Origin of the sequence: Sedimentibacter sp. B4 (assembly GCF_000309315.1) — a bacterium.
Taxonomy (GTDB): Bacteria; Bacillota; Clostridia; order Tissierellales; family Sedimentibacteraceae; genus Sedimentibacter; species Sedimentibacter saalensis.
Window position 1 is genome coordinate 1 of the sequence record NZ_CANG01000959.1, and the last position, 13,370, is coordinate 13,370.

Below are 13,370 nucleotides of genomic sequence, written 5' to 3' on the forward strand. Positions count from 1 at the left end.
AGTTACTGCGTTTCCGCCTATTCTGTTTCCGCCGTGAACGCCGCCTGTTACTTCTCCAGCTGCAAACAATCCTTCAACTATAGCTCCTGAATTGTTCATAACCTGAGTGCTTGTGTTGATTGTAACTCCGCCCATTGTGTGGTGGATTGCAGGAGAAATTTCTACTGCATAATAAGGTGCTGATATAATTTCAACATCCAGTGAAGTTCTTCCAAATTCTACATCTGATTTAGCTTTTACAGCTTCATTGTATTCTCTTACTGTTGCTTCCAATGCAGTTGCGTCAACTTTCATGATTCCTGCAAGTTCTGAAAGAGTCTGTGCTTCTTTCAAAAGTCCCTGGTTTTTGTATTTTTCATATGTTGAAGCTTTTTCATAAACTTGTTTGTCAAGAACAAGGAATGCTGTTTTTCCTTCCTGCTCAAGTATAGCTTTTGATACAACGTCTCTTGTTTTAAGTTCGTCTATGAATCTTTTAGCATCATGGTTTACAAGTATAGCTCCGTCTCCTCTTATACCTTCTGTAATCATTTCATTGATTCTAGGAACTACAGTAGGGTGAGTTTGAATCTGCTCGATGTCTGTCAATGATACATCAAGTTTTTCAACCATTGCCAAAGCATCTCCTTTTGCTCCCGGTGCATTAGTTGTTCCGAAACCTTCAAGTTCTGGCTTGAATTTCACAACCAATTCAGGATTTGCTCCGAAACCGCCTGATGCAAGAATTACAGCTTTTGCATTTATGTTGTATGAATTTCCGTCTTTGTTTTCAACTTTTATTCCTTTTACAACATTTCCTTCAGACAATATTTCAACAGCCTTTGTGTTTAATTTTACTTCAATGCCAAGAGTTTCTACCTGAGTTCCAAATACATCCATCAAGTGAGTTCCAACAGGCATTCCTCCAGGTCCTTTATGAATTCTGTCAACGCTTTGTCCGCCTGATCTTCCAACTTCTGACAGATCAGCTCCGAGGCTTTCAAGCCAGTAAAGTGTTTCAGCTGAATTTTCAGTCAAAACTTTTAAAAGTTCAGGATTATTCAGGTCTTTTCCACCCTTCATTGTATCAGCATAGTAAAGTGCAGGACTGTCCTGTATTCCTTTAGCTTCCTGATATTTTGTTCCAGCAGCATTCATACCGCCTGTTGCATAGTTAGTGTTTCCACCCATGAAGGCATTCTTTTCTACAACAATTACTTTTGCTCCAGCATTTGTAGCTTCAATTGCAGCAGAAAGACCAGCTCCGCCGGCACCTACAATTACAATGTCTGTAGTAATATCTTCAACTTTTTCTTCTTCAGTTTGAACTTCTTTAGCAGTCAATACTGCGCCAGATTTTTCAACTGCATCCTTAACGCTGTTAATAAAAGCAAAGCTTGTTAAAGTCGCTCCAGTAACAGCATCTACATCAACAGAGTTAGTGTCGATCATTTCCTTAGTAAGCTGAGCTATAACAGGTTCAGTGAATCCTGATTCAGAGCTTTCTGTAACTTTTATATCCTTTATTTCGGAATTTTCCAAAGTAACATCCACTTTAAAAACACCATATTTTCCTGTGCCTTCGCCTTGAGCAACTGTGCTTACAAGTTCCTGTTTTGGTTCTTCTTGAGCCGGTTGTTCAGCTTCATTTTTTTGACATCCTGCCAGAGAAAATACCAGCATTACTGCCAAAAGCAGTGATAATAATTTTTTCAATTTCATATGTACTCCTTGATATGATATTTTTTTAACGTCCTGATTATAACATAAGGACGACTGTTGTCAAGGGTACACTTGTTTTAGTTAATTTAAATATAATAAAATTAATTAAATTATGTTTGTCAAATTTTGCGAATTTAAAATTAATTGACAAAATATGACTCATTTTGATTATGTAAAAGTTTTATGGGTATATCTTATTTAAATAAATACGTGAGGAGTGATTTTTATGCCAGAAGTATCCCCTAACAATAAGTTTTGGTTTAGAGGCGGCAAATTAAACCAGAAACGTCATATTGAAATGACTGAAGAAGAAAAAGTTCATGTGGCAAGTTGCGACGGAATTAAATCAGGACACCCGTGCAAAAATCCTGTATTCAGATGCACTGAATGCGGCAACTACGGATGCGATCAGACTGTGGTGGATAAATGCACAAAACAGGGTTTTAAAAATGACAAATGCCTCAACTGCGGAGCTCAGGGCAACCGCGTGCCAATTATGGAAGATGAACTCTCTAAATACATTGCAGAATGGGAAAGCAAGGATTATTGATACATAAATTTCGATATCATTTATTTGCATCTGCGGGAGAGCACAAGACTCTCCCCTCGTATTGATATCCGGATTCAACGCCAAATGCCTAATTATAAAAAAACCGCCATATTTGGCGGCAATTTCATAACAGTTATCGGATATTTAACTCTATCCCGATTGTCAAACAATTTCAGTTATATGGGATTCCCCTTGTATTCAATCCGACTTACTATTAAATTATATTGATTTCAACCAAGTCGCTTATTTCTGAATGAAGCTGACTGCGGTTGTTCAGAAAGTTCCTGTACTGTGCTTCCAGCATGTTTTGTTCCTTTTCAAATTTGTCCTTGAAATCAGAAACCAATTTAGAATAGGCCGTAAGATTGTTTTCAGCCTTGTTTGCACGGATTTGCTCTAAAGAAAGCTGCTGTTGCAGTTCGTTGATGTTTTTCACGTGCTGTGCTGCTTCATTTTCAAGAACTTCTATCTTTTTATAGATACTTTCAAGTTCTTCTTTGAATCCGTTTATTTTACTGCTTGAAGCCTTTGCCTTTTCAAGCTGCAGCTCCTGTTCTGCCCTCTCGGATATCTTTCTTTGTTCTTCAAGCTCAGTCATACTTTCTTTTACAGTTGCTTCCAAACTTGTGATTTTCTGTTTGGACATTTCAAGATACATCATCTGTTTTTCGTTTTTGGATTTTTCTGCTTCAAGCTGATTTTTAAGCTCCTGGCATAATTTATCTATTTGTGCATTGGAATCTTCCATTGATTTTGTTTTATTTTCCAGTTCAGTCAGCTTTGCAGCCATTACATTGCTGTTTTCTTCAAGTTCTGCTGCATATTCTCTTGATTGTATAAGTTCAGGTTCTAAGTCATTAAGCTTACTTTCAAGTTCCTTCTGCCTTACTTCATATTCATTAACTTGATTTGTTTTAATGCTCATTTCCGACAGCATTTTTTCAAGACTTGCTTTTTCATCTGTCAAAATGCTTATGTCTTCCATAAGGATTTCAATTTTTTCGTTTTCTTTTTCAATAATGTTCATTCTTGATTTCAACTGACTGTTGTTTTCTTCAAGTCTAGCTTTGTATTCCTCTGATTCCGAAATTGTGATTCTTGCTTCTGAAAGCATGTTTTCCAGCTCTTCACGTCCTTCTTTTATTTTAAGAATTTCGTTTTGTAATGCTTCTTTTTCCAAACTGAAGTTATCATTCATTGTCTTGATCAAAGCATCTTTATTTTTATTTTCTGCTATGAAAATATTAATCCTTTGCTTTGAATCATCCATATTTTCCTGTAGGCTCATATTTTCTTCAATTTGAACTTCAAGTTGTTTTTTCAGATTATAATTCAAATCCATATATTTTTTGTTTTCCTGCTCAAGCTTGTGAAACTTGTCCTCAATGTATTCAATATATTGAGAAACATCATCTTCGTTTAAGCCCCCGATCAGTTTAGGTCTGAATTGATGTTTGATTGATTCATAGTTCAATCTCTGCTGCAGTTCCTTCAAGTCATCCATACCGTTTCCGGTTAAAGTGTCAACTGTTGACATAAATCATTCCTCCTTATCAAAAACGATTTCCTTTAAGAAAAACAAAAGCTGTATGCCCAAGCATACAGCTGAATATGTCTATCCATCTCTCTTCGGCAACCTGGCAATCATAGTACTCACTTTAGACCCATGGCTTTGCGTCCTTGCCTTTCGACAAGTTTGCTATTATCGTATGGAAATATAATACTTCATTACTGTCAAAAATGCAACAATTATTATTGATTTTTTGGGAAAATTTTTGATATTTTTTAAAATAGCTGTATGCTTTGCAAGAACTAAATCCTTCACAAGAAACACATACACTTTTTATCATTCAAAGGGAAATGTTATATTGATATTGAGTTCATCTCTTACTTTAACCAGGTCTTTCTGCACAGATATTCCCAGGGGCACTCCCTTGCCTTTTCTTTCAAGCCAGCTTAAATATTCCTTTTCACCTGCAGTGTATATTCTGTCTTGGTTTTTGGCTTTTTTTGAACCGCGAAGTTCTCTTAATATTTCACCTGCCGTATGTTTAAACTCCTCTGCTCCCAGGAATGCTTCCGTGTCTATGGCTATGAAAAAATGACCAAGATGATATGGAATTTTCCCACCGTCTTCATTTGTGCCATTCAACATCCTTAAAAAACTTCCTGCCTGCAGGGCAGCTGAAAGTATTTCTACAACCGTGGCATATCCGTATCCCTTGTGCCCTCCAGTGTCTTCTCCTATACCGCCAAGTGGAGCAAGTGCTGCTTTCCCGCTTGTGAGGTCCGATAAAATCTGCATGCTGTTTGTCATGGGAAGACCGTCCTGGTCTATTACGGCACCTTTTGGCGTTTCCATACCGTTCCTGGCATAATATTCTATTTTTCCTCTTTGTGTAATGCTTGTGGCACAGTCAAGAACAAAAGGGAAATCCTCATCGGTGGGCATGGCAAATGTTATGGGATTTGTTCCAAGCATGTTTTCAACTCCGAATGTGGGAGCAATAGATGGCCGCGCATTGGTTCCAGTTATTCCTATCATGTTTTGTTTTGCTGCCATCATGGCATAATACCCTGCTATGCCATAATGGGTTGAATTTCTTGCAGCAACCATTCCCATTCCGTACTTTTTTGCTTTTTCAATTGCCATGTTCATTGATTTATATCCAACTATCATTCCCATTCCATCATGACCGTCAACAACAGATGTAGTTGCAGTTTCCTTTATAACTTCAAATAAGGTTACAGGGCTTTGAATTCCTTCTTTTATTCTGTCTATATATATTGTCTTGAAGCGGTTGCAGCCATGACTTTCAATTCCTCTCCTGTCGCTTTCCATCAGCACATCGGCGCATATTTTTGCTTCATCTGCAGGCACACCTACAGCTTCAAAAGCTCTTTCCATAAAGTTTCCTATGAGTTCCCATGAAACATATGTTATGTTCCCCATACTGCCTCCTCTAATTATTATTTAAAATGTCTTATGTCATATTTACATCAAAAAACCGCGCAGAAAAATTCTGATATTTGCATAGTTTAATTCCGGGCATCCGGTTTAATTAAGATATACTTATATATACCCAAAAATATGACCCGCAAAAAAGTTTTTATGGTTAAGAAAGAACAAATATTTTTTCTGCGTTGTCTTATTTAATCTGTGTGATATAATAAATAAACGGACAAAATGCAGAATAATAATAAAAAACCGGAGATTAAATGGAAAAAATCAATTTCAACCTAGATGATATAAAAAACTGCTCTGCAAATGAATCATCATTCAAAAAAGGAGCAGCCTACTACAGGGAAAACCACGTTGGAAAATTCAGTTCCGAAAGAGTATACAACCAGGAAACAGTGGGATTTTACCTGAAGTATTCCACAAGGGTAAGAGGCACCGGAACTTCTTCCTATGAAACTTCTGTTTCAATTGATAACGAAGGAGACATTGCTGATTTTGCCTGTAATTGTGTTGCATTCAAGGAAAATCACGGTGCGTGCAAACACATTGCAGCAGCCATGATGAAAATTTACTACAGCTACGATTTGAAGACAGTTTCTTCAAGAAATGTTGTATTCAAGGAAAATCAAAATCAGTCACCGGTTCGAAACTACCCTCTTGAAGATTTGATAAAAGTTTACGAGAACAAAATAAAAGAAAGCGTGAAAATTGAACAAAAAGAAGGAACGGTAAGTCTTACGCCAATAATCAACATAACAGGCAAAGATGAAATAGGAATAGAATTCACAATTGGAGATAAGAGACAGTACGTTGTGAAAGATGCCTATGAACTGGCAAGCTGTATAAAACATTCAACACTTGTTTCTTACGGGAAAAACCTGGAGTTCAACCATGAACTGAGCGGTTTTGAAAAAGAGTCTATTCCCCTGGCACTGTTCCTGAGGGATGAAGCAGATACATACACACAGGTTGTAGCCAAGACTGTAAGTGCATACAGTGCCTATACTACAAGCGGTCGTGCCTTTAAAATATTTCCTTATTCATTTGACTAGTTTTTTTGACTTGTTCGAAAATAACACTGTTGAATGTCACGGCTACAAGTACGAGTTCAAGGAAATAACATTTGTAAACAAAGACCCCGAGGCTGTTTTTTACATATCCGAAGATCCCTTGACTGGTCAGTACAATCTTACAACAAACCTGTACATATCTTTTATAACAAATTCCAAGGACTTCACATATGTAATAGTTGAAGACAAAATCTACAGATGCTCAAGAGAGTTTGCGGCTGAAGTTCTCCCGGCAGTAAACAAAATAATGATGCAGCCTTTAAAAACAATAGTTCTTGACAAGGACCGCATGGGAAAATTTTGTTCGGCGGTGCTGCCTCAGATTTCAAAACATGCAAATGTGAAAACAGATATAGAATCAACAGAAAAGCTGAACATTATGCCCCTTACTGCAAGCATTTATCTGGACTGCAATAATCAGGGTTTCATATACGCAGGCGTTGTCTTCAATTACGGAGATGTTGATGTTAATCCATTCAGAAAATCTCCCAAGGACAACACCATTGTAAGAAATTTGCTTGAAGAAACAAAAATCCTTGTAGCCATAGAAAATGCAGGATTTGACAAAACAACAGCAAAATACACCATGACTGATGAAGATAAAATTTATGAATTCATAACTTTTGGAGTAAATAACCTGACTGCACTATGTGAAGTTAATATAAGCGATGACTTTAAAAAAATCAACATCAGGTATCCGAAAAGCATGTCCATGGGTGTAAAATTAGTGAGCAATCTCATAGAGCTTGACATAGAAAAGCTTGAATTTGATCCTTCAGAGCTAAAAGACATACTTTCTTCTTATAAGAAAAGGAAAAAATATTTTCGCTTCAAAGACGGATCATTCCTTAACCTAGAAAATGAGTATTTCAGCACCGTAGAAAAACTTGTTGAGGATTTAAATATCACAAACCATGAGCTTGAAACAGGGCACATTGAAATTCCAAAGTATCGTTCGCTGTACCTGGACAGTCTCCTAAAAAACAATTCTTGGGTCACCGCTGAAAAAACACAGAGCTTCAAGGAAATGATTCACAGCATCAATGAATCAGACGATGCTGACTTTGAACTTCCTGACAATCTGAAGCCCATAATGAGAAAATACCAGCTGACAGGCTTCAAGTGGTTAAAATCATTGTCCAGATATTCTCTTGGAGGAATTCTTGCTGATGATATGGGACTGGGAAAAACACTGCAGGTAATAAGTCTTCTTCTTTCAGAAAAAGATCATGCAAAAAAACCATCCATTGTAATATGCCCCACATCTCTGGTGTACAACTGGAAAAGCGAGACAGAAAAATTTTCTCCTGAAATAAGTACTCTTATAATTGCAGGAAATGCTGAACAAAGACTTGAACTCATTAAGAGCATCAGCAATTACGATTTAATATTTACATCTTATGATTTAATAAAAAGAGACATTGAATCATATTCAGATGTTGAATTTAATTACTGCATATTGGATGAAGCACAGTACATTAAAAATTCCACCACTCAAAATGCCAAAGCAGTGAAGCTTTTAAAAAGCGATGTTCGATTTGCTCTCACTGGAACACCTATTGAAAATTCACTGGCTGATTTATGGTCAATATTTGATTTCATAATGCCCGGATTCTTATTGAGCTACAAGAAATTTAAGGATAAATATGAGGTTCCCATTGTAAAGGACATGGATCAGGAAGTATTAAACAGGCTCCACAGGCAAATTCAGCCCTTCATTCTGCGAAGGCTCAAAAAAGATGTGTTAAAGGAGCTTCCGGACAAAATTGAAACATTGGTTTATGCCCACATGGAGTCAACTCAACGCAAACTTTATGAAGCTGAACTCATTAAGCTTAACTTGCAGTTTAAAAATGAAATTGAAGAAAATGGTTTTGAAAGAAGCCAGATTAAAATTCTTTCAATGCTAACAAGGCTGAGGCAGCTATGCTGCGACCCATCTCTTTATTATGAAAATTATAAAGGAGGCAGCACAAAGCTTGACCTATGCATGGAAATTATAAAAAACAGCATGGAAAACGGACACAAAATTTTAATTTTCTCGCAATTTACAACAATGCTTTCAATTATAGAGAAGCACCTGAGGGTAAATTTCATAGATTACTACATGCTTACGGGAGCCACAAAGAGCATGGATAGGCTTGAAATGGCAAACAAGTTCAACCATGATAAAACTCCTGTATTCCTCATAAGCTTAAAGGCAGGCGGTACAGGACTGAACCTAACAGGAGCCGATGTTGTTATTCACTTCGACCCATGGTGGAACATCAGCGCTCAAAATCAAGCTACTGACAGAACACACCGCATAGGCCAGAATAACAAGGTCCAGGTTTTTAAACTCATAGCCAAGGACACCATAGAAGAAAAAATAGAAAAACTTCAGCAAAATAAAAATGATCTGGCTGATTCCGTAATTAAAAAAGGTGAAATATTAATAAATTCACTTTCAAAAGAAGAAATCGACAGCTTGTTCCAGGTGTAAATACAAAAAGGACAATAAATTTGTCCTTTTTTACTGATAATTTTAAATTTCCAAACGTAGGTGCGGGTTACTGCCCGCCTGCGGGAGGACACGAGGTCCTCCCCTACACTATTGAGGAATATATTATCACTTTTTTTATTACATATATGATGTCCAGCCGCCGTCCACTGCTATGCACTGGCCATTTACAAATGAAGCATCATCACTTGCCAAAAATACTGCAACCTTGGCAATTTCCTCAGGTTCACCTGCCCGCGGATTTAAAGCAAGGCCTATTCCTGTACGTTTTGCTCCCTCCATATTGATTTTCTGCATGAATTCACTTGAAGCAATTTCTGTTTTCACTGCTCCCGGACAAATTGCATTGCATCTGATGTTTTTAAGTTCGTACATGTATGCTGTGTTTTTTGTAAGGCCTACAACAGCATGCTTACTTGCAGTGTATGTTGCTCCTGCAATACCGCCTTTTAATCCTCCGATTGATGCAATGTTTATTATAACACCGCCGCCAACTTCCTCAAAATATTTAACTGCTTTTCTCATTGCAAAAAACATTGATTTAACATTTAAATTATATACCTTGTCAAACATTTCCTCACTAGCATCTCCAACACCGCTCATGTCATCCATGATGCCTGCATTGTTTACAAGAATATCAAGTTTTCCGAATACCTTTATTGCTTCATCAATCATTCCTTCTACATTTTCAAGCTTAGCAAGATCCGCTGAAAAAGCAACTACCTTGCCTTCAAACTGTTTTGTTTCTTCCACAAGATCGTTGAGTTTTTCAATTCTTCTTGCAACTGCCAGCACATTTGCACCTTCCTGTGCGAAATAATATGCAATTTGTCTTCCCATTCCTGAGCTTGCTCCTGTTACAACTGCTGTTTTTCCTTTAAGTTTCATAGTACCTCCATTTAATCTGAGTTATTTTAAATACCTTTTCGTGTTTTAACATTTTTTGAATACATCATTTTACAATTTCATAAGGCCAGTCAATGATTCCTCCAAAATCAAGCACATTCTCATAGCCCATTTTTATCAGAGCCTTTGCCGCTGTGGCACTTCTGTTTCCGCTTCTGCAGTACACAAGTATTTTTGCCTTTTTATCCTTTAAAACTTCTTCAGCCTTTGATGATATTTCATCTACCGGCAATAAAACTGCACCCTCTATGTGTCCTTGGTCATATTCATCTTTTGTTCTTACATCCAAAACAATTGATTCTTCATTATCCATAATTTCTTTTGCATCTTTTGGACTGATTTTTACATATTGTATTTTTTCATTCACACTTTCTTCCTCTGATGATGTGTTGGAGCAGCCTGTCAATACTAATGCTAAAATCACTAAGACTGCAGCTGCAATCATTATTTTTTTCATTTAATTCCGCCTCTCATTTGCAATTCATATATTATAGTTACCCAGCAAGTTTTCTTTTAATCAAATTTTATACAATTTAAAAAATAACAGAGGCTTGCATATAGCAAGCCTCTGTTATTTACCCTCCGGAAACTATTTTCAACAGTCTAATATTTTCAAAGCCCTCCAGTATTTTCTCATGAAGCTTATCATGTTGAAACACATTGTTATCCATAAACACTATTGTCATTGTGTCCAGAATTTCGCCAGATTCTTTAATGGCCTCTGCTAGAGTCATGCCCTGGTGGAATTCAATTTCTCTATTGTTAACTGTAATCATCAGAAATCAAACAATACTTCCAGCTCATAATCGTCTATATCAAATTTGGAGCCGGTTGCAACGCTTCTTTCATTGTAGAAAAATTCAGGCAGTCTGTCATCTTCCTTAGTCATTCCTGCCATCTTGTTGTATGCCCTTTCAGTGAGAAGAGTTTTTACACCAAGAGAAGCAATCCTTGTAAAATCAGGCTCTCCTCCATAAAGAGCTGAAACTAATCCTGCTAAGAGAGGCAGATTTGCTGCTGCGTGAGAAAATGCAAACAAACACATCATGCTGTCTGAAAAACAAATAGCAACTTGAAGCTTGTTTGAAGCATATGCCTGAGCAGCTCTTCCTGCATCATCAAAGGCCCTGCCCATTGTAAGTCCTGCTGTATGGTCAGCACCCTGCGGGCATGTTGCATACGTTATTCCTGTACCCTTTGTGTTTCTGGGGTCATATCCAGGCATTGACTGATGTTTTACAACAGGTATTCTCTTGCATCCAAGATGAACTCCAACTGCTTCACATCCGTCTCCCATGATTTTTCCAAACTCCGTTCCTTCTTCAGCTTCCTTTAGAAGAGACAATGCAGCTTCTGCATCGCCCCACTTTATTTTTCCGGTTTCCATACACATGGCAATGGCATTTCCCATTTCAATTGTGTCAACCCCCAGGTTATCACAAATTCTGTCCATTTGGGCAATGGCATCTAAGTCGCTTATGTGACAGTTAGGCCCCATTATTGCAATTGTTTCATATTCAAAACCAGATGTGAGGTATTTTCCATCCTTGTCGTTGTAGCAGTTTGAGCATTGAACAACACATCCCGGCTGGCATGAAATTTTATTTTTTCCTCCCCTGGATGCAAGATTTGTCATAAATTTGGCGGCTCCCACTTCACTGTAGTCAGAAAAAAACTTTCCGGAGAAGTTATCAACAGGTAAAATACCGTTGTTTGCTGTTGCTTCAATGGTTGAAATTGTTCCTATGTTGTGGAAAGGATCCTTTTGAGCCCCAGAAGCCACAAGCCTATTGAACTCTCTTGTAAGTTCTTCAAATTTTTCTTCATCTGCATATTCAACCTTGTATCTTTCGAGGGGATTATCGATTACAATAGCCTTAAGCCTTTTGCTTCCCATGAGGGCTCCCAGTCCTCCTCTTGCAGCAGCACGGCTTGGATGGCCGGAGCTGAATTCAGAAATCTGCAAAGAGGCACTTTTATAAAGTCTTTCACCGGCATTTCCGATGGATATGGTTGCTATTTTGTCGCCGTACTTTTCGCGGATTTTATCTACAAAGTCATAATTGTTTAAGTTTCTGTAGACAGAAGCATCTTCCAGCGAAGCATTTCCATTTTGGTCAACGTAAAGCATCCACAGTCCTTCCTGTTCCGGCAAATCTTTTACAGCAATCATTTTAATTCCCTGTCCTGCCAGCTGATATGCAGCAAAGCCTCCGGAATTGCTTTCCTTGATTCCTCCTGTCAATGGGCTTTTTCCTCCTATTGACAATCGATGAGCAGTTGTAACTTTTGTTCCAGCAAAAATGGACGTGCATACTATGAGTTGATTTTCCCTTCCCAGAGGATTGCAGGTGGGAGGAACATTTTTTATCATGTACTGGGCAATGAGCGACCTTCCCCCAAGCCCGTCAAATTCTTTATCAAAAGGAACTTTACTTACAGACAAATTTTTCATGTCCACTACTAATTTTGACCACATATTACCCTCCTTATTATGCATCGTAAGCTGACTTAAGCATTTCAGCAACTCTTGCAGCAGTTATTCTGTACGGCACCAATGCAAATCCTGTATCTTGTGTCACTAAAGGAGCAACTTTCAAAACATCCTCAAGTGATATTCCAAGTTCTTTGAGATTTGGAATCCCAACAGTCTTTATCAATGCGCGCAGCGCTTTTTTTGCCTCTGCACCAATTTCTTCAGGAGATGCATCTTCTTTAACATCAGCACCCAGACATTCGCATATCATTCTGACTTTTTTATATTCAGTCCTTGATGTGTATTCAATAACTTCCGGCAGTGCTATGGCACAGCCTATTCCGTGAGGAATGTGGAATTTTGCTCCAAGTGTGTGGCCAATGGAATGTCCCAGATGGACAAGACCGTTTGTGAATGCCATTCCGGCAAATGTAGATGCAAGAATCATCTGTTCTCTGGCCTCAATGTTTGAACCATCATGACAAGCAACCGGAAGATACTTTGCGATAGTTCTTATGGCATCTCTTGCAAGAGCATCAGAAAGAGGATTTGCCTGTGCCCCCGTAATGGATTCAACCGCATGAGCAAGAGCATCAACACCCGTTGTTGCGGTCATCTTTGGAGGAAGGCCCATAGTGAGATCCGGATCTACTATGGCAAGCGTTGCAACACATACCGGACTTACGACGCTGTCTTTGTTTCCCCTTGATGTGCATGAAATTACACACATGTTTGTTACTTCGCTTCCTGTTCCGCTAGTAGTTGGTATGAACACCATTGGAACTCCCGGTTTCAAATTCTTCTGAACGCCGAAATATTGCATTATAGGAGGTTCGTTGTTCATCAGTACATTTATTCCCTTTGCCGTATCCATGGAGCTTCCTCCGCCTACAGCCACTATTCCGTCAATCTTTTCACTGCGTGCCATTACAGCTCCTTCTTCAACCATTGTATCAGGAGGATCCGGCAGCACTTTGTCGTAGACAACGATTTCAATACCGGCATTTTTAAGACTTTCAGCTATGGTGTCAGCAATTCCCACATCCTTTAATCCCTTGTCATAAACAAGCAGTACTTTTTTAAGTCCCATTTGCTTAACTTTAAGACCTGTTCGCAAAGCTGCCCCGCTTCCCATTAGGATTGGAACAAAAATTTCATAAGATGTAATCATACTTACTCCTTTCCTTTTACATTATCAGTGTTAA

11 protein-coding genes and 1 riboswitch are annotated in these 13,370 nt (G+C 38.1%); of the genes, 3 read left to right on the forward strand and 8 right to left on the reverse strand.

From position 1 onward, the window contains the following. The coding region (locus BN358_RS19800; RefSeq protein WP_019230276.1) for a flavocytochrome c at nucleotides 1–1,701 on the reverse strand (1,701 nt) is incomplete at its 3' end. Between the two features lie 226 nt (nucleotides 1,702–1,927). On the opposite strand from BN358_RS19800, the gene BN358_RS19805 reads away from it, so the two are divergent. Continuing rightward, entirely contained in the window at nucleotides 1,928–2,251 is a 324-nt protein-coding gene (locus BN358_RS19805) for a hypothetical protein (RefSeq protein WP_019230277.1), read from the forward strand. Nucleotides 2,252–2,465: 214 nt separating this feature from the next. On the opposite strand, the gene BN358_RS19810 is transcribed toward BN358_RS19805, so the two are convergent. Together BN358_RS19810 and BN358_RS19815 are read right to left on the reverse strand one after the other, a co-directional pair. Then, on the reverse strand, nucleotides 2,466–3,788 hold the full coding sequence (locus BN358_RS19810) for a hypothetical protein (RefSeq protein ID WP_019230278.1): 1,323 nt from the start codon (nucleotides 3,786–3,788) through the stop codon (nucleotides 2,466–2,468). A gap of 91 nt (nucleotides 3,789–3,879) precedes the next feature. Next, nucleotides 3,880–3,962: riboswitch (cyclic di-GMP riboswitch) on the reverse strand. A 135-nt stretch (nucleotides 3,963–4,097) separates the two neighbouring features. Then, complete coding sequence (locus BN358_RS19815) at nucleotides 4,098–5,204, reverse strand: Ldh family oxidoreductase (RefSeq protein WP_019230279.1); 1,107 nt, start codon at nucleotides 5,202–5,204, stop codon at nucleotides 4,098–4,100. Nucleotides 5,205–5,470: 266 nt separating this feature from the next. Here BN358_RS19815 and BN358_RS19820 point away from each other — a divergent pair, with 266 nt between their 5' ends. Then, nucleotides 5,471–6,265 carry an SWIM zinc finger domain-containing protein gene (locus tag BN358_RS19820; protein ID WP_019230280.1) on the forward strand — a complete coding sequence of 265 codons (795 nt, stop codon included), beginning with the start codon at nucleotides 5,471–5,473 and terminating at the stop codon, nucleotides 6,263–6,265. A 10-nt stretch (nucleotides 6,266–6,275) separates the two neighbouring features. Further along, nucleotides 6,276–8,765 carry a DEAD/DEAH box helicase gene (locus tag BN358_RS19825; RefSeq protein ID WP_198018526.1) on the forward strand — a complete coding sequence of 830 codons (2,490 nt, stop codon included), beginning with the start codon at nucleotides 6,276–6,278 and terminating at the stop codon, nucleotides 8,763–8,765. Between the two features lie 138 nt (nucleotides 8,766–8,903). Here the strand turns inward: BN358_RS19825 and BN358_RS19830 are convergent, their stop codons facing one another. From BN358_RS19830 to BN358_RS19850, 5 genes are all read right to left on the reverse strand, one after another. After that, entirely contained in the window at nucleotides 8,904–9,671 is a 768-nt protein-coding gene (locus BN358_RS19830; protein ID WP_019230282.1) for a glucose 1-dehydrogenase, read from the reverse strand. 64 nt (nucleotides 9,672–9,735) lie between these two features. Continuing rightward, entirely contained in the window at nucleotides 9,736–10,146 is a 411-nt protein-coding gene (locus tag BN358_RS19835; RefSeq protein WP_019230283.1) for a rhodanese-like domain-containing protein, read from the reverse strand. Nucleotides 10,147–10,264: 118 nt separating this feature from the next. Beyond that, entirely contained in the window at nucleotides 10,265–10,465 is a 201-nt protein-coding gene (locus tag BN358_RS19840; protein WP_019230284.1) for a hypothetical protein, read from the reverse strand. Next, on the reverse strand, nucleotides 10,465–12,168 hold the full coding sequence (locus BN358_RS19845; protein WP_019230285.1) for an aldehyde ferredoxin oxidoreductase C-terminal domain-containing protein: 1,704 nt from the start codon (nucleotides 12,166–12,168) through the stop codon (nucleotides 10,465–10,467). Before BN358_RS19845 ends, BN358_RS19840 begins: the two co-directional genes overlap by 1 nt. A gap of 13 nt (nucleotides 12,169–12,181) precedes the next feature. Continuing rightward, complete coding sequence (locus BN358_RS19850; RefSeq protein ID WP_019230286.1) at nucleotides 12,182–13,336, reverse strand: iron-containing alcohol dehydrogenase; 1,155 nt, start codon at nucleotides 13,334–13,336, stop codon at nucleotides 12,182–12,184. Nucleotides 13,337–13,370 lie beyond the last annotated feature (34 nt).